The organism is Chryseosolibacter indicum, from assembly GCF_018598585.1.
Lineage (GTDB): Bacteria > Bacteroidota > Bacteroidia > Cytophagales > Cyclobacteriaceae > Chryseosolibacter > Chryseosolibacter indicus.
This window is the reverse complement of the sequence record NZ_JAHESD010000041.1, coordinates 1-17923: the sequence shown is the minus strand read 5'-3', so window position 1 is coordinate 17923 and position 17923 is coordinate 1. Positions and strand designations below refer to the sequence as shown.

The following is a 17923-nucleotide window of genomic DNA, read 5'->3' as shown; positions in this document are numbered from 1 at the left end:
TCAATGATTATTCTTACTACTTTAAAAATTCAAAACTTGTAAAAAACGATGAGATAATTGTAATTTCACCCGCCGTTTTAACCATCCGCAACTTTAATTAAATGAAGAATTTTGCTTTAATAGGGGCTGCAGGCTTCATCGCTCCACGTCACCTGAAGGCCATCAAAGAAACAGGCAACAACCTTGTAGCTGCTATAGACAAACATGATAACGTCGGAATACTCGATTCCTATTTTCCCAATGCAGACTTCTTTATTGAATTCGAGAGGTTTGACCGGCATTTGGATAAGATAAAACGCAAAGGAGCCAACGTAGATTATATCTCTATCTGTTCGCCTAACTATCTGCACGACTCCCACATTCGTTATGCACTTCGCTATGGTGCTGACGCCATTTGTGAAAAACCACTGGTTCTGAATCCATGGAATATCGATGCTTTACAGGAGTTGGAATCTGAGACAGGAAAAAAGATTAATACAATCCTGCAGCTTAGACTTCACCCTTCGATTATTGCCCTGAGAGAGAAAATTAAAAACGGACCTAAAGATAAAATCTATGACGTCGACCTTCAATACATGACGTCAAGAGGTAACTGGTATCACATTAGCTGGAAAGGTGATTTGTCTAAATCAGGCGGCATAGCTACCAACATAGGTATACACTTCTTCGACATGCTCATGTGGATCTTTGGTAAAGTGCAAGACGTTACGCTTTCCTCCATCTCGTCGGAGCATGCATCAGGTATTCTTCATCTCGAACATGCTAAAGTAACTTGGTTCCTCAGTATCAATTATGATCATATCCCGCAAGAAGTAAGAGACAAGGGGAAACGAACTTACAGGACACTGAAGCTTGAAGGTGAAGAAATAGAATTTAGCGAAGGATTTACAGACCTGCATACGAAAAGTTATGAAGAAATCCTGAAAGGAAATGGTTTTGGTCTCGTAGACGCTAAGCCTTCTATTGACATAGTCTACAAGATTAGAAAACTCGCAAAGGGAAACGTTTAGTAAAGCGCGCACCTGTATATTGTTCGCCTACTAAGCTAACAATATAAAAGGTGCATCTCCCATTACTGATATTGCCGCACAAACCGAATAAGTATGGCTAATTCTATAGGTTGATTTTCTTATACCAGGCATAAACGCTTCTTAACCCTTCTTCAAAAAAGACTTTTGGTTCATACCCTAAATGTTTTTTTATTTTAGTGATGTCCGCTTTAGAATGCTTCACATCCCCTGCTCGTTCTGGCCCATAAATAGCGTTGATATTCTTTCCTGATACGTGCTGGAGAATATTAACCATTTCGTTTAAAGTTGTTTGTTCGCCACAGGCAACGTTGTAAACCTGATTTAACGCTCCACTATTATCTGTAAATAAAGCCAGCATATTAGCATGCACCGCATTGTCCACATAAGTGAAATCACGACTATGCATTCCATCTCCGTTAATGGTTGGCTGCTCTCCTTCCAGAAACGCCTTACAAAACAATGGTATCACTGCTGCATAGGGGTTATCCGGGCTCTGCTTTGGTCCAAACACATTAAAGTACCTTAACCCTACATAGTTCAATCCATAGGTCTTTTTAAAGACATCTGCATAAAGCTCCATGGCATATTTGGTAATGGCATATGGACTTAATGGACGTCCGATTCTATCTTCAACTTTAGGTAATTCTTTGCTGTCTCCGTAAGTACTTGAAGAACATGCAAGAACTATCCTTTCTATCTTATTTTGAACAGCAGCATGCATGACATTGACCGTTCCATCAATGTTAACTTTAGTACTTCTCATGGGATCTTTAATAGAACGCGGAACTGAACCCAGGGCTGCTTGATGAGATATTAAATGAAAGCCTTCAGTGTGCTTAAGCATCGCATCATAATCGCAGATGTCTGCTTCTACAAAATCAAATTTAGGACGTGATAGAAACTCTTCTACGTTTGATCTGTATCCATTTGAGAAATCATCAATTACCCGAACTTTTTCTACACGTGGATCTGCTAATAATGCCGCTGTAAGATTGGAACCGATGAATCCAGCGCCCCCGGTTATAATAACTCGTTTTCCTTCCATACTTGTATAAACTACAAATCTAATGATTGCACCTGGTTATGGAAACTCAGAAAGAAATTACTGAACTAGAAAATATGGATTAAGAAGATCTGGCTTATTATAGATTAGCTCTGAACCTTGATCAATATGTAGCACTTGAAGTCCGATTTCATTTATAATGACGTGTGGTGCCGCTGTGTCCCATTCCATAGTAGGTGCATATCTGGGATAAACATCAGCTTCGCCCTCTGCCAACATCATAAACTTCAAGCTACTTCCCTTCGAAACAAGAATTGGCTCCCTCAATTTACCGATAAATGCTTCCGTTTCTGTATTCATATGTGAGCGAGATGCAACTACCCTTATTCCGGGCTTGTTAAAGTCAACCGTGCTTCGAACTGGCAATTTACTTATTGCTCCTTTTCTCTTTATCCATGCCCCTCCTCCGGCAAAAGCACTATAAACTGCCCCTGTAACAGGGATAGCTACTACACCGAGCACAGCTTTAGTCCTGTGTATAAGCGCAATGTTAACTGTAAACTCGCCATTCCTTTTTATAAACTCCTTGGTTCCGTCAAGCGGATCTACCATCCAGAAGTACTCCCAGTTCTTGCGTTCTTCATACTGTATATTTTTTCCTTCTTCACTTAGAATTGGCAAACCCCGCTTAGCAAGAATCGAAGTGATTTTAAGATGTGCCCGCTTATCAGCAAGGGTAAGCGGAGAGTTGTCTTGCTTTGCTTCCGCTCCAAAATCAGCAGAATGATAAACATCAAGAATTTCGACACATGCAGCTTCTGCCGCATCAATGGCGATATCAAGTAACCTTTTTAAATCCAACCTTAAACTTTAAAACTTTAAACTGTAACCTTAAACATGTAACCATTACACGATCATCCCTGCTGCAACAGTCTCATTTGTTCCTTCATCTACAAGAATAACACTACCAGTTATTCTGTTCTTTCTATAACTATCTATAAATAGCGGTTGTGCCGTTCTTATCTTTACCCGTGCAATATCATTCATCACCAATTGCTGTACCTCCTCAACACGATGCAATGTGTTAATATCCAGCTTATATTGAATTTCCTTCAACACGCACTTTACCTCCCGGGTGGTATGTCTCACAAACAGTTTTGTATTAAGGTTTACTGGTCGCTGATTCATCCAGCACAACATAATGTCTACATCCTGCTCTGTTTGGGGGTGATTGTTAGGCTTAGCAATGATATCACCTCTGCTAATGTCGATCTCATCTTCGAGGGTAATTGTAACGGACATCGGTGCAAACGCCTCTTCTATTTGTTCATCGCCAAATCGTATATTTTTAATTTTTGAATTAAACCCTGAAGGAAGCACTAGAACATCATCACCGGGTCTGAAAATCCCCCCTGCAATCCTACCTGCATATCCACGAAAATCATGGTACTCTTTAGAGTGTGGTCTGATAACATATTGAACAGGGAACCTGCTGTCAATATGATTGTAATCGCTTTCGATATGAACCGTCTCAAGCATATGCATGAGGGTGGCTCCCTGGTACCAATTCATATTTTCAGAACGGTTAACAACATTATCCCCTGCTAATGCACTGATAGGTACAAATTGAATATCGGATATTTCAAGCTTGGATGAAAATGCCTTATAATCTTCAACGATCTTGTCAAATACAGCTTCATCATAGTTAACCAGATCCATCTTGTTAACACAAACTATAATATGAGGAATCTTCAGGAGCGATGCAATGAACGAATGCCTGAAAGTTTGCTCTACAAGTCCTTTGCGTGCATCAATTAAAATCAATGCAAGATTAGCCGTGGAAGCTCCCGTAACCATATTCCTGGTGTACTGAATATGTCCCGGTGTATCTGCAATGATGAATTTTCTTTTTGGAGTAGCAAAGTAACGATAGGCCACGTCAATTGTAATGCCTTGTTCACGTTCTGACTTTAGTCCGTCTGTTAACAAAGACAAGTCAACATAATCAAAACCCTTCTTTGCACTCGAAGCCTCTACTGCCTCCAGCTGATCTTCAAATATTGATTTACTGTCGTATAATAATCTGCCAATCAATGTACTTTTTCCATCATCTACACTTCCTGCAGTAGTAAAACGTAGTAACTGGTTATTTAAATAATTCATACCGTGTAGTCTTTAATATCATCATCTTCAGTTACCTGTTGCCAGTTCCCTGTTGCCGGTTTTTTCTTTCTATTTACTTCAAAATTAGTCTCAACCCATTGACAAAACTTATTAATCTTCCTGCTAAGATTATCGTATTCAAGTCTTACTTGCTCTGTGTTGGCTGAATCTGTTGAAGATCCTGTTGCAATCAAAAATCAAGATGAACAATAGTTTCATCACACTCAGCTTGCGCGTAAGTAAGATACCGGATAAAATCGGCCTTGTATCTTTTTCTTGCATAACCTTCAACAACCATTGCAGTGACAGCTTTCGAAGACCTACGTACCTGACTTCCTTCTTCGTATAATTCAAATTTGGAAAGTTTTAACGATAAGGTATGAACTTCAACAGCAAGCCTTTTCGATTCTTTATAAATATCAAGATCCCTATAACTTTTCATTACTGAAATCTATACTTTGACACCTTACAGGCAACTAGCTAACTTGGCACCTGGCAACTTAAACTAAAAATACCCTGCCTTTTTCCGGTCTTCCATAGATGTTTCAGACCTTTTATCATCCGCCCGTGTACCTCGTTCTGTCTTTCTTGAAGAAGCTACTTCAGCAATGATCTTCTCAAGCGAGTCAGCATCTGATTCTACAGCTCCCGTAATCGGCATATCGCCGCACGTTCTAAATCTTACAACCTTTCTTGCAGGCACTTCTCCTGGCTTTAGTTTTAACCATGGAGAGGTTGAAAGTATCGCGCCATCTCTGATAATCACTTCCCGCTCGTGCGCAAAGTATAGTTTGGGAATAGGTATGTTCTCCGAATAGATGTACTGCCACACGTCCATCTCAGTCCAGTTAGAAATTGGAAACACACGGAAATGCTCTCCTATATGTTTACGTCCATTAAAAAGATTCCATAATTCAGGGCGCTGATTCTTTGGGTCCCATTGCCCAAATTCATCACGGTGAGAGAAGAAGCGTTCTTTAGCCCTCGCTTTTTCTTCGTCTCTTCTCGCTCCTCCCATAGCAGCATCAAACTTGTATTTTTCTATTGTATCGAGAAGGGTCACGGTCTGCAGTGCATTTCTACTCGCATTCCACCCTGTTTCTTCCTTTGCCCGCCCGGTATCAATGCTTTCCTGAACCGATCCTACAATGAGCTTAACGCCCAATTCATTAACAAGCCAGTCTCTGTACTCAATGGTTTCAGGGAAATTATGTCCCGTATCAATATGTACCAATGGGAAGGGGATTTTAGCGGGATGGAACGCCTTACGGGATAAGTACGCAAGTACAATCGAATCCTTCCCTCCTGAAAAAAGAAGCGCAGGATTCTCAAATTGTGCTACAACTTCACGAATAACAAAAACTGCTTCTGCTTCTAGTTCTTTTAGATGACTTAAATAATACTGGCTCATAATACTTTTTTCAGTACTTGACTACACAAATCAATTTATCTTTTTAATGTAACTCTGGGACCAACAATATCCAACAACATTTGAATTGACTCACCAACCGTCTTTTCATGCGTATGAAGAACCACATCCGGATGCTGCGGTATTTCATAGGGTGAATCTATTCCTGTAAAATTCTTAACTTCTCCTGAACGTGCTTTTTTATATAAGCCCTTCACATCACGCTGCTCACAAACTTCGATAGGGGCATTAACAAACACCTCAAGATAATTTTCTTCTCCTACAATTCGTCTTACCTGCTCCCGATCTGCTTCATAAGGAGATATAAATGCAGACAATACAATAATTCCGGCATCTAAAAACAGCTTGGAGACTTCTCCTATTCTTCTAATATTTTCTACTCGACCTTCTTCTGTAAAGTTGAGGTCCTTGTTAAGTCTTGATCGGATGTTGTCACCATCAAGCAGATATGTCTTAAAGCCTAAGTTATGCAACTGCGCCTCTAACTGTACCGCTAAGGTCGACTTTCCTGAACCTGACAGTCCTGTAAACCAGATGAGTGTTGCTTTTTGATTCAACAACACTTCGCGTTGGTGCTGACTTACTTTGGTTTGTATGGGATATATGTAATTAGACATCAAATAAGATTATAATAATAGGCTATGAACCCAATACAAATTGAAATATATAGAATTGTAAGCGGAGTGCCTACTCTTATAAAGTCCTTAAAAGAATACCCCCCTGGGCCATAGATCATAAGATTGGTCTGATAGCCAATGGGTGTCATAAAATCACCTGAAGCAGCATAAGCAATTGCTACAAAAAAAGGCGTGTATGACAGATGCAGTTGCTCCGCCATTGACATCGCAATAGGAAAAACAATAGATACGGCTGCTGCATTGGTAATAAGCGAAGTAAGAAGTATTGTTACAATGAATAACGAGGCTAATACTGCAACAGCACCAAGTTTTTCTACCGATCGGATGAGCACGTCTGCAATAAGATCTGCTGTACCTGATTTCTCAAGTGCTACTCCTACTGCCAGCGAACATACAAGAATCATCAGAAGACTTAAATCAAGCTCTTTACGAATCTCCGCAAGGTTCATCACTTTGAGAAACACGAACGCACTGAGAATGACGAGGCAAACATTAAAGAGCGGAAAGACCTCGACAATACCAAGAGCAAGCAATATAAAAGAACCCAAACCAAGATATTTAATAACAGCTGACTGTTCTTCTTTAATAGGCTTAGGCACCGAGAGCAGGAACAAGTCTTTCTCGAAGCCATTCTGCTTCTGATTTCCAGAAAGAAGAAGCAGAAAATCACCCCCTGCTAATTGTGTCTCTCCAACCTTTCCTGACACGCGTTTACCATCACGGTGTACGGCGATAATTGACGCATTAAAACGCTGGCGAAAGTTTGAATCTTTAATGCGTCTTCCTATTAATTCAGAATTCGCGGGTACTACTGCATCGGCAAAATTGAATTGCTCTTCTATGTTTTGATGCTCTTTAGATAACGAAAGGCCATTATCCTCCTTGATAAGCTTATAAATGGATTGTGTATCTCCTGAGAAGAACAGATTATCTCCTGCCTCCAATATCTCATCTGGAGAAACAGGTGAAATAATTCTCTCATTGCGGATGATTTCGACAAGAAACACATCCTGAAGATTTCGTAGACCTGCATCTTTAACAGACTTTCCTATTAATTTAGAGTCATCCGCTATTTCTGTCTCAACAATATACTCCTTTACGTTTTCACGCAGGATATCAATTTCATTGGTATTAGCGGGTAACAGCTTGTAGCCGATAAAATAAAGATACACCCAGCCGACTACGGTTACGACAATCCCCAAAAAGAAAAAATCTTTGAACTGTAACAGTGGCAGTTTGTACTCTCCTATCAATCCGTTCAGAACAAGGTTGGTCGAAGTTCCTATTACCGTTATCATCCCTCCTAAAATAGTTGCAAAAGAGAGGGGTATTAAAAACTTAGAGGCCGGATTGCCAGTTTTCTGCGCCCAGTCCTTTACGTAAGGAATCATAAATGCAACGATCGGCGTATTATTCAAAAAGGCAGACATTGAAGAGACCGTTACCATCATCCGCAACAGAAATGCCTTTGCACTAAGACGGGGATTAAATAGCTTAATAAAGAGGTCAGTCCCAAAAATAAGACGGATACCTGCCGTAACTAACACCAACAGGAAAATGATAATAATTTGAATGTTGGATAAGCCCTTTAGCGTTTCCGCTGGTGTAATAATACCACCAAGCAACAGCCCTACTGTTGAGATAAAGAAAGTAAGGGCAGGATTAAACACCTCCCGGTAAAGCGCTATTACCAGGAAGGCGACCACCACTAACACATACACCTGGGCAAAGGTTAAGTCCACTATTCCGCTAGATATTGCGGCAAATGTAATTAAAATCCTTAATCCCTAAAACCAATTAAATTATTGTGAATAGAAAGCTTAAACCCTAAATCAATTGGATTTAATAGGCTTTCGATAGCTCCCAATACTTTTTAATCATCCCCAAAAACTCCTCCATTTGGTGTAACGGTATCATATTAGGACCGTCACTTAACGCTTTCTCAGGAAATGGATGCGTTTCTATAAAAAAGCCATCAACTCCTGTTGCTGCTGCAGCTCTCGCTAAAAATGGCGCAAATTCCCGTTGTCCACCTGAGGAACCTCCTTTACCTCCTGGTTGCTGTACAGAATGAGTAACATCAAAAATTACGGGAGTAAACTGTCGCATAATAGGCAGTGATCTCATATCAACAACAAGCGTATGATAACCAAAACTTGCTCCCCGCTCTGTTAAAAAAACATTATTATTCCCTTCCGCTTTTACCTTATCAACGGCATATTTCATGTCCTCCGGAGCCATAAACTGACCTTTCTTAACTTTAACAGCTCTCCCGGTTTTAGCTGCCGCTTTTAGTAAATCAGTTTGGCGGCAAAGAAATGCCGGTATCTGAAGTACGTCCGCTACTTCAGCAACCTCAGCACATTGATGCGATTCATGAACATCAGTTACAACGGGAACACCTAACTCTTTTTTTACCCGCGATAAAATTTCAAGTCCTCCTTCTTTAGATGGTCCTCTGTAAGATCCTGATGAAGTACGGTTAGCCTTATCGAAAGAAGATTTAAATACATAATCAATTCCCAACTTGTCACAGATTGCCTTCACCTTACTTCCCGTCTCAATACAGATTTCATAACTTTCCGCGGCACATGGACCACTGAATAATACCATTCTTTCTCCGCCCAACTGTATCTTTTCTGTGACCTGAACTTTCTCTTTAAATTTGTCCATTTATCAATGTTTAACGTGCTGATGTAATTTTTACTTAAATAATATTAGTTCGTTACTTTAAAGGTATATCCTTCCCCTTTAACAATCTTCTCCAATATACCCTTAGATGCCAGAACAAGATCGCCCACTTCCCTTAATACACCTGAGCCTCCCTTTGCATAAGTAACAAGATCAACCTGTTCTTTTATGTAATCATAGGTATCTGCAGGGCAAACACTAAAGCCTGCCATCCTTAATACTGGTAAATCATTAATGTCATCCCCTATAAAAACAACTTCTTTTGTTTTTAACTTATAGTGCTTCATAAGCTTTTCAAAAGTAGAAGCTTTATCAATGATTCCCTGATGACAAAAATCAATTTTTAATTCAGCGCATCGCCTTGCAACAGCAGGTGAATCTCTGCCTGAAATGGCCCCGGTTATAATCCCTGCTTTCTTTAAGTAACTGATAATGAGACCATCCTTCACGTTAAAGCTCTTTATCTCCCTTCCTGAATCATCGTAATTGATTCTTCCATCTGTAAGCACACCATCTACATCAAAAAATATTGCTTTGATCAATGAGGCTTTCTTTACCTGGTCTTTAGAGTATCTTGGCAATGTTGTTTCCAATAATGTTGAACAAATTTATAGTAATATCGACCGAAAATTAAAGAAAAGGTTTTTACTTTATTAACTCAACCTTTCCTGAACCATGAAAGTTGTCAAGTTTTTAGTATCTGCTCTTATAACACTAGTTCTTGTTTATCTTTTTGATAACAGCTGGAATCTGAAAGGAATTCCCGTACCTGCAATAGGAAGGTTTCTTGACCCTTACCATGGATTTTGGCAAAATATTGAGTCGAGAGAATCCCGTCCCATTCAACAACTTAAAATTAAAGGACTGAAAGATAAGGTCACCGTTGCGTTCGACAGCCTGATGATCCCTCACATATCTGCTTCCAACGATACTGATCTTTACTTAACTCAAGGGTATATCACGGCTATGCATAGGCTTTGGCAGATGGAATTTCAAACACACGCCGCAGCCGGACGCGTATCTGAAATTATTGCTAGTGATGCTACGCTAGATTATGACAGGCGACAACGAAGGTATGGAATGGTGTATGGTGCAAAAAGAGCTTTGGAGGAAATGGAAAAAGATTCCATTCTTCGTAATGCTGTACTTGCATATACGGACGGCATCAACCGTTATATAGAAACCCTTACTTATGGTCAAATGCCACTTGAATACAAATTGCTCAATTATAGCCCTGAGGCATGGACTCCATTAAAGTGCGCACTTCTGCTAAAACATATGGCGCAGACGCTAAATATGGGCGATAAGGATATAGAGATGACAAATACTCTTAAGCTTTTCGGAAAAGAATATGTTGCACTTCTCTTCCCCGACAGAGAAGATGTGGGAGATCCCATCGTAGATAATCCCGGTGCCTGGAATTTTAAGCCTATTACCTTGGATACTATTCCTTTGGCTATTCCTCAGGATTACAATACCGTTAACAACAAGCCTGTTACTGACCCTACTATGGGTAGTAATAACTGGGCTGTTGCAGGAAGAAAAACCAAGACAGGGGCACCTCTACTTTGTAACGATCCTCATCTCCAATTAAATCTTCCTTCCATTTGGTATGTGGCACAATTAACCGCCCCGGGTATAAATGTAATGGGAGCTTCTCTTCCCGGTGCTCCCGGTATTGTTATTGGGTTCAACGATTCAATTGCATGGGGCGTAACAAATGCACAACGAGATCTTGTAGACTGGTTTAAGATTACTTACCAGGATAATCAAAGAGAAAAATATTTACTAGACAGCCAGTGGATCAATACAGAAAAGGTTATTGAAGAGATTAAGATAAAAGGAAAGGGTGTATACAAAGACACTGTTATATATACTCAATGGGGGCCTGTAACCTATGATGAAAGCTTCCATCCTGAAGATCAACTTAAGAATTATGCGTTCAGATGGGTAGCACATGATCCTTCAGAAGAGTTAAAAACATTTTATTTACTTAATCGCGCTAAGAGTCATGCAGATTACATGAAGGCTTTGAACTATTACTCATCACCAGGGCAAAATTTTATTTTCGCTTCTGTTTCAGGTGATATAGCTTTGAGAATTCAGGGCAAATTTCCTGTAAGAAGACCTCTTGAAGGAAAATTCGTCCTGGATGGAAGTAAAAGTGATAATGGATGGCAGGCTTTCATTCCTAATGAGCAGAACATAATGTATAAAAACCCGGCAAGGGGATTTGTAAGCTCAGCTAACCAATACCCGGTAGACAGTACGTATCCCTATTATATTACAGCTACAAGTTATGAAGCGTATCGCAACCGGCGCATCAATGAAGTGCTGAATAAACAAGAGCCCCTGGGTGTCGAAGACATGATGCGTTTGCAGAATGACAATTATAACCTTAAAGCTGCTGAGAGCTTGCCATACATGCTCGGCAATCTTGATTCTACTAAATTATCTCAGGACGAAAAGGTAGGATTTGACATCTTAAAAACATGGAATTTTACCAATAACAGAAATTCAATTGGTGCCTCCTATTATGAAGCCTGGTGGAATAACTTAATGCCAATGATTTGGGATGAATTAAAAACAGAGGAAGGACTTTCAAAACCTACTGCTTTTACCACTATTAAATTATTAAAGGAAAAACCAGACCTTATTTTTTTCGATATAAAGAATACTGACGAAAAAGAAACAGCGAAGGAGGTAATCAGAAAATCTTTTTCTTTAGCCATAGAAGATATAGCGGAATGGAAAAAAACTCATTCTGATACTGTGAGATGGGGCGAATATAAGGATTCATATATTGCTCACTTACTTCCTCCAATGAAGGCTTTATCGATACCTGTAAAAACCGGAGGAAACCGCGACATTGTAAATGCACATTCGAAAACACACGGTCCCTCTTGGCGTATGATAGTAAGTCTTGAACCTGGCAGTATAAAAGCCTGGGGTGTATATCCGGGTGGTCAGTCAGGAAATCCGGGAAGCAAATACTACAATAACCTTCTCAACTCATGGACTCAGGGTAAGTATTATAACTTACAATTTCTAAAAGATCAGAATTTCAAAGAAGATACAAATAAACTAGTTATCACAACCATTAACCCGCAATGATAAGATTCTTAATTCAGATTCTGTTTATAATGATCCTCGCTTCTGTGCTTGAACTTCTCTTACCATGGTGGAGTATTGCTTTCGCTTCCTTTATCGGCGCGCTCATGTTTAACTCAAGATATAATTTTCTTGCAGGCTTTCTTGGAGTGGGTTTGCTCTGGTTACTTACTTCATTAATTATTGACATCACTGCGAGCGTAAACCTCGCAGGCAGAATAGCTGCACTTTTTATGTTGAACAAGCCCTTGTTATTTGTCGTGACGTCTCTGATAGGTGCAGTGGTTGGCGGATTTGCTGCCATGGCTGGCGGTGCTCTCCGCAAAGAAAGAAGAAAAGTGAACTACTATTGAAGTTACACTTTTTAACAAACTGCTTCGTCAAATTAAAATAAGGAAAGTATGCTCATGGATGTAGCAGGATGTGAATGCGGTATAAAGTAACTCACTCTTTCTGTTATACTATCACTATCACCTGCAAGTTCCAATGTTCAACGGTTTAAACTGATCTTCAGTTTAAAAGCGATCCTGAAAGATAGCTTTCGCTTGCGCCAATATCCTATTTCTGACTCATTAGCCTTATGTGCTTTAACTGCGATGCTGCCCATTTCCGCAGTGTTAAATAGCAAGGACACTTCTTTAGAGCCCTAAAATTCCCCCAGTTGCAGTCTGCTAAGGGCACAGTTCATTGCCTTCCCTGCCAAAATTGTAAACCTCAAAGGTATTGGCTACTAATCATGCCTATAGTCTCATTCCTGATTAATAACTGTTCTTCCGAACCAAGACGACCATTGTCCCTGGAATTTCCTATCGTCTAAAGCCCTGGTAAGTGTCCTTCCTTGACCCTTACCCCTTCTTTCACTCCTCTCAAACCCGATGTTCCACCGAGGATGCTTCGAGGATGCTTCGACCATGCTTCGAGCATGCCTCGAGTATGCTTCGACTTTACGGTATGTTAAACTACTGAATAAAGGATGAATCCTAGACATGATTTTGCCGGCAGGTTATTGCTTAAAATCGAGGGAATAGGGCCGAAAATGCTATTATGGGGTGCGGAATTGCGAAGGACAAAGGGAAAAGAGTATGCCCTTAACGGGCCATATCGCTCACCAGAATATCACATTGGGTTAATATCGAGACGATTTTACCCCATTTAAAACTTTCTGTGCCTCCTCGCAAGAGAAGACACAGAAAACAAACTTGAATTAATTGCTTAAAGAGAATTTGATAGGTAGGACCATTTTTACTGCTACAGGACTACCACCTTGCTTACCTCCCATCCATCCTGGCAACATCGATACAACGCGTATGGCTTCCTTGTCCAGATCTTCATGCACCCCTTTAATCACGTAAACGTCTCTAATAGAACCGTCTCCATTTACAATAAAGCTCACATATACAGTACCATCAATACCAATTCTTCTTGGTGCTGATGGATAACGCATCTTCTTTTTTATAAACTTCATCATCTCTTCCATTCCACCCTGATATTGAGGCATAACTTCAGCTCCAAGAACATAATCAGGTTTCTCTTTTACCTCAGCCTGCCCAACAAATTGATCCCCGGTACCCGAAACAGGTATATCTCCTGCCACACCATCACCATCACCGGTATCTGTAACTGAAATAATTGCATGATCTTCAACAGGAACATCTTCAACAGGCTCTCTGGTTACTAAAGGAGGTGTATTTTTAGCAGAACTTCGGCCTACTACCCTTTGAGTTTGTGGTCTTTCAACTTCTAAAATGGGAGGATGACTAAAAACAATTGTTCCATTATCTAAATCAACAGGTAGCTCAAAACTTTCTTTATCACTGGATATAAATCGAGGAAGCACCAACAAGATTATAGCGGTAAGAACACTTACTCCAAGTCCTATTAAAATTCTTTCATGATAGGCTTTTCGCAAGGTATAAGCACCATAGGCTTTATTCCTGTTTTGAAATACCAACTCATCCCAGGTTTGCAATACTAAAGCTTTTGTTTCCATAATATTTCGATTTAGGTTTTGTATAGCTTTAGGATGCAAACGTTTCTGCTATTCCATAAAAATTGAATAGAAATATTTTAGTCGTGAGAGAATTGATGAAGTAGGTGATTGGAGACAGTTCAGTTGACTAGTCTCCATTTCTTGCTTTACATTATTCTCCTGCTTTTGGAGAGATTAAATATTGATTCGAGGCAGTCACACAATGTGCTGAAGTTATTCGGTTTAATAAGAAAATCATGGGCTCCTAACTTGTAGTATTCTCTGATCTCATTGGTGTCAGAGGTAGTGGAGTACATGATTACAGGCACTTGTTTCAGTCTGAAATCTTTCTTGATCTCAATAAGACATTTCTTTCCATCAACCAAAGGCATGTTAATATCAAGAAAGATATAGTCAGGAAGATCACGGGAATTTTGAAGGTATGCCAATGCCTCTCTCCCATCCTTTGCAATTATACTTTTTATGGCAGGATCAATTTGCTGGAGCGCTTCATTAAAGAGCTCACAATCTTCAGGGTCATCGTCAGCATAAAAGATTATCATACAAATTCCAGTTGATTTAGAACACCTTTACTTTATGCGATTAAAATTACTATGAAACAGTTTTAAACAATCTGCAGTGGCTGATTATTATTAAAATTTTAAGGCATACTTTTTTAACACAAAACTCTCTTGCTCAGAACTCAAGTCTCATTACAAAATCATTCATCCAATAAGGGCCAATCGGCACGTCTTCCTCTTTTATTATCTTGAATCCGAGATGTTCATAAAAATTTCTTGCCGGGTTATACCTGTTAACATTTAAGTCTAGTGTTCTTACCCCTGCTTTGCTGATCCTTGTTTTCACTTCTTCAATTAAAGCGCGACCAAATCCTTTTCCCTGGTTATTCGGCAGGATGTAGAGTTTATGAAGTTTGTAAATTGATGGCTCTTGTAGCTTTACTCCAAATGATGCGAATGCCTCAGGATCATTCTTTTCAGTCAAAAGAATAAATTCCTGATTACCACTATCCATTACTTGTTTAAGCGCTTCTTCTGAATAGATCATTTTCAGCATATAGTCCAACTGTTCAGCAGACAATATTGAAGAGTACGTTGGCCACCAGGTAGCATTTGCAATTTTCTGAATCACCGGGATGTCAGCCTTTGTTGCAGTTTCGATTTTATACATAGCGGTAAAATTAGAATTTAAGTAAGATTTTTTAGGCGGTTTGCTACGAACCTTTATATTTGCACTTCCTTTTGCAAAAAGGATTAAAGAAATGTGAATTAACTCACAATTCTGCAATTAGGTAACCAATAGGGCAACCAATGGTTATGCTGAAAATTGGAGAGGTGGGTGAGAGGCTTAAACCAGCAGTTTGCTAAACTGTCGTACGCCTTAAAACGTACCGGGGGTTCGAATCCCCCCCTCTCCGCTCCAAGGTCCGATAGCTCAACTGGATAGAGCAACAGCCTTCTAAGCTGTAGGTTCGGGGTTCGAGTCCCTGTCGGATCACAAAAAAGAATTTAGCGACAGGAAGTGAGAATTTGATTTTTTTTCTTCATCTTCGCGGCTCTTTTCAGAGAAATACAAGTTCGGGGTGTAGCACAGTCCGGTTAGTGTACCTGGTTTGGGACCAGGGGGTCGCAGGTTCGAATCCTGCCACCCCGACTTTGCCCGCCATTGCTTTTAGCGACGGCGGGCTTTTTCTTTTATAGCCAGTTGTATCAACACTAAAGCGGGCAACCACGCACTTCGTCGGTACTGCACCTCAGTACTTCAACTCTCTGTCAATTCGTTACGTTCCAAAACCACCTTTTGTTTTATTAGTGGTATTGCAGAAGCTATCCCTGAATTGTTAATTGCAATAAAGTTTACAGATGTTAAATTGGTATCGAGACTTAGGCGTTACAGAGTTTATTTTTATAGGTGCATTTCTTGTGCTCTACGCGCTTTACGTCGCCAGAATTATCTACATAGCTAAGCAGCTGAATACCCCATTCACTACCATCTTTATCAAACTGACCCTTCGTACAATTTACTTCTCGCTCTTTATCATAGCCCTGCTTGGCCCTTCTTTCGGCGGTGGTAAGAAAGAAGTAAAATCAGTAGGAAAAGACATCATGATCTGCGTCGATCTTTCGAAGTCAATGGATGCTTTTGACATTCAACCAACCCGGTTGGAGAAGATCAAATTTGAGATGAAGCGACTTATTGCATCTTTTAATTCCGATAGGATCGGTGTTATTATATTCGGCTCAGAATCTTTTATGCAATGCCCGCTTACCTTTGATCAAAATGCATTGAACCTCTTTATCGAAACCATGAATACAGGTTTGGTTCCTGCTTCTGGAACTGATTTTGCACCTCCTCTAAGAATGGCTCTACAAAAACTAACGGACGAAGAAGGTAAGACTGGTCAGACTAAATCAAAAGTTATCATCCTTATTAGTGATGGCGAAGATTTTGGTGAAGAAACAAGTGATATTGTAAAAGATATAGAAGAAAAAGACATTAAGCTTTTCACATTAGGTGTTGGTACACAACAAGGCGGAAACATCTATGCCTCAAATGGGCTAAAGAAAGATCGTGAAGGTAATGTTGTTGTTACTAAATTAAACAGTACTGAATTAAAAGAACTCGCACGCAAAACAGACGGACAATATTTTGAAATTAATGAATCCAGAAACGATGTTTCTAAGTTAATTAATACTATTAGCAAAATTGAAGGTGAACTTAGGGATGCCCGATATATTGATGTAACTGCAAACAAGTATTACTACTTTTTAGCAGTAGCAGCCCTTTTACTTCTCGCTGATATTTTATTTAATGTAAAAACAGTAAGAATATGAAAATCGTCTTTGTTCTCATCAGCTTACTTTTTTTCTCCAACGATCCCTTAAAGATCAGCAAAATAAATTCGGCAAAAAGAGATGCAAAACAAGCATTCAATTCTGGTGATTATAAGACAGCCATTGCTAAGTATAGATATATTGTTGATTCACTAGGCGTCAACGAAGATGAGGTCAAACTTAATCTGGCCAACGCCTATTACCTCAGCAAAGATACAGCCAATGCCTTTAGCACATACCAGGCATTAACTGCAAGTGGAAATAAAGTAGTCAGCTCTAAAGCAAATCAGCAGCTTGGGGTAATGAGCAACAAGCAAGGCAAGCAAGAGGAGGCATTAAATTACTTCAAGCAGGCCGTCAAAGCTCATCCGGAAAATGATGACGCCCGCTACAATTACGAAATGCTTAAGCATAAGTTGGATGAAAAGAAGAAACAGGATGAGCAAAATAAAAAGGATCAAAATAAAAACCAGGAACCTTCTGAATTTGCTAAGAGGTTAAAAGCACAGGCTGATAAGCTTGTAGCGCAGAAACAGTATCAGGCTGCATACGACCTCATGCAAAACGGTCTGAAGCAAGACCAGACTGTATCCACTTATCAGGATTATATTAACAGAATAAAAGATGTGGCAGAGATTAATAAATAACAACATGAAAGTACTTTTATTCCTTTTCGCACTGCTCCCATTGTACAGTTTTTCTCAAACTGCGGAATCTTCTTTTCACCTTGCCTCAAATCATTATATACATAAAAGGCTTCCTCAAGCAATCTCAACAGTAGATGAAGCTTTAAAAAAATATCCGGCTGATCGGAAATTGAATGAGCTGAAGAAAAAATTAAAAGAAGAGCAAAAGCAGGATCAACAAAAACAAGATCAACAGAAAAAGGACGAACAGAACAAAGACCAGCAGAATAAAGAGAAGAAAGACGAACAGCAGAAAGATCAGCAAAATAAAGATCAGCAGCAGAAGGACGAAGAACAGAAAAAGAAGGAACAAGAACCTGTCTCTAATACACAACTGACGCTGCCGA

General features: G+C 39.7%; 18 protein-coding genes, 3 tRNA genes and 1 pseudogene. 9 read left to right on the top strand and 13 right to left on the bottom strand.

Annotated features, from left to right (window positions below; genetic code table 11):
• Window positions 1–101 precede the first annotated feature (101 nt).
• A complete protein-coding gene (locus KK060_RS16315; protein ID WP_254154836.1) occupies window positions 102–1010 on the top strand; it encodes a Gfo/Idh/MocA family oxidoreductase in 909 nt (302 codons plus the stop codon).
• A gap of 103 nt (window positions 1011–1113) precedes the next feature.
• Here KK060_RS16315 and KK060_RS16310 read toward each other — a convergent pair whose 3' ends face one another.
• From KK060_RS16310 to KK060_RS16265, 10 genes are all read right to left on the bottom strand, one after another.
• Window positions 1114–2076 (bottom strand): SDR family oxidoreductase, encoded by a 963-nt coding sequence (locus KK060_RS16310; protein WP_254154835.1) that lies wholly within the window; start codon window positions 2074–2076, stop codon window positions 1114–1116.
• Between the two features lie 57 nt (window positions 2077–2133).
• A complete protein-coding gene (gene cysQ / locus KK060_RS16305; RefSeq protein ID WP_254154834.1) occupies window positions 2134–2895 on the bottom strand; it encodes a 3'(2'),5'-bisphosphate nucleotidase CysQ in 762 nt (253 codons plus the stop codon).
• 45 nt (window positions 2896–2940) lie between these two features.
• A complete protein-coding gene (gene cysN / locus KK060_RS16300) occupies window positions 2941–4197 on the bottom strand; it encodes a sulfate adenylyltransferase subunit CysN (RefSeq protein ID WP_254154833.1) in 1257 nt (418 codons plus the stop codon).
• The gene (locus tag KK060_RS16295) at window positions 4194–4391 is read right to left on the bottom strand and encodes a hypothetical protein (protein WP_254154832.1); all 198 of its coding nucleotides are present in this window, start codon (window positions 4389–4391) and stop codon (window positions 4194–4196) included. The genes cysN and KK060_RS16295 overlap by 4 nt, the downstream gene beginning before the upstream one ends.
• A complete protein-coding gene (locus KK060_RS16290) occupies window positions 4388–4639 on the bottom strand; it encodes a four helix bundle protein (protein ID WP_254154831.1) in 252 nt (83 codons plus the stop codon). The genes KK060_RS16295 and KK060_RS16290 overlap by 4 nt, the downstream gene beginning before the upstream one ends.
• 63 nt (window positions 4640–4702) lie before the next feature.
• Window positions 4703–5608: a sulfate adenylyltransferase subunit CysD gene (gene cysD, locus KK060_RS16285; RefSeq protein WP_254154830.1), complete on the bottom strand. Its 906-nt coding sequence runs from the start codon at window positions 5606–5608 to the stop codon at window positions 4703–4705.
• A 35-nt stretch (window positions 5609–5643) separates the two neighbouring features.
• Window positions 5644–6243 carry an adenylyl-sulfate kinase gene (gene cysC, locus KK060_RS16280; RefSeq protein WP_254154829.1) on the bottom strand — a complete coding sequence of 200 codons (600 nt, stop codon included), beginning with the start codon at window positions 6241–6243 and terminating at the stop codon, window positions 5644–5646.
• Window positions 6243–8006 (bottom strand): SLC13 family permease, encoded by a 1764-nt coding sequence (locus KK060_RS16275; protein ID WP_254154828.1) that lies wholly within the window; start codon window positions 8004–8006, stop codon window positions 6243–6245. Before KK060_RS16275 ends, cysC begins: the two co-directional genes overlap by 1 nt.
• 100 nt (window positions 8007–8106) lie before the next feature.
• Complete coding sequence (gene kdsA / locus KK060_RS16270; protein ID WP_254154827.1) at window positions 8107–8937, bottom strand: 3-deoxy-8-phosphooctulonate synthase; 831 nt, start codon at window positions 8935–8937, stop codon at window positions 8107–8109.
• 44 nt (window positions 8938–8981) lie between these two features.
• Entirely contained in the window at window positions 8982–9548 is a 567-nt protein-coding gene (locus KK060_RS16265; protein WP_254154826.1) for a KdsC family phosphatase, read from the bottom strand.
• Window positions 9549–9630: 82 nt separating this feature from the next.
• Here KK060_RS16265 and KK060_RS16260 point away from each other — a divergent pair, with 82 nt between their 5' ends.
• Window positions 9631–12069: a penicillin acylase family protein gene (locus KK060_RS16260; protein WP_254154825.1), complete on the top strand. Its 2439-nt coding sequence runs from the start codon at window positions 9631–9633 to the stop codon at window positions 12067–12069.
• Window positions 12066–12419, top strand: coding sequence for a hypothetical protein (locus KK060_RS16255; protein ID WP_254154824.1), 354 nt, complete (start codon window positions 12066–12068; stop codon window positions 12417–12419). Before KK060_RS16260 ends, KK060_RS16255 begins: the two co-directional genes overlap by 4 nt.
• A gap of 851 nt (window positions 12420–13270) precedes the next feature.
• On the opposite strand, the gene KK060_RS16250 is transcribed toward KK060_RS16255, so the two are convergent.
• The 3 genes from KK060_RS16250 to KK060_RS16240 all read right to left on the bottom strand — a co-directional run bounded on the left by KK060_RS16250 (window position 13271) and on the right by KK060_RS16240 (window position 15226).
• Entirely contained in the window at window positions 13271–14056 is a 786-nt protein-coding gene (locus KK060_RS16250) for an energy transducer TonB (protein WP_254154823.1), read from the bottom strand.
• Between the two features lie 146 nt (window positions 14057–14202).
• Window positions 14203–14598 carry a response regulator gene (locus KK060_RS16245; RefSeq protein WP_254154822.1) on the bottom strand — a complete coding sequence of 132 codons (396 nt, stop codon included), beginning with the start codon at window positions 14596–14598 and terminating at the stop codon, window positions 14203–14205.
• Between the two features lie 133 nt (window positions 14599–14731).
• Complete coding sequence (locus KK060_RS16240; RefSeq protein WP_254154821.1) at window positions 14732–15226, bottom strand: GNAT family N-acetyltransferase; 495 nt, start codon at window positions 15224–15226, stop codon at window positions 14732–14734.
• Window positions 15227–15384: 158 nt separating this feature from the next.
• Between KK060_RS16240 and KK060_RS16235 the strand changes: the two genes are divergently transcribed.
• From KK060_RS16235 to KK060_RS16210, 6 genes and pseudogenes are all read left to right on the top strand, one after another.
• Window positions 15385–15473: transfer RNA gene (locus tag KK060_RS16235), tRNA-Ser, on the top strand.
• Between the two features lie 6 nt (window positions 15474–15479).
• A tRNA-Arg gene (locus KK060_RS16230) sits at window positions 15480–15553 on the top strand.
• A gap of 81 nt (window positions 15554–15634) precedes the next feature.
• Window positions 15635–15709 (top strand) — tRNA-Pro (locus KK060_RS16225).
• Between the two features lie 209 nt (window positions 15710–15918).
• A complete protein-coding gene (locus tag KK060_RS16220; protein WP_254154820.1) occupies window positions 15919–16890 on the top strand; it encodes a vWA domain-containing protein in 972 nt (323 codons plus the stop codon).
• On the top strand, window positions 16887–17537 hold the full coding sequence (locus tag KK060_RS16215) for a tetratricopeptide repeat protein (protein ID WP_254154819.1): 651 nt from the start codon (window positions 16887–16889) through the stop codon (window positions 17535–17537). Before KK060_RS16220 ends, KK060_RS16215 begins: the two co-directional genes overlap by 4 nt.
• A gap of 4 nt (window positions 17538–17541) precedes the next feature.
• Window positions 17542–17923 (top strand): annotated as a pseudogene (locus KK060_RS16210) (hypothetical protein); the annotation flags it as partial.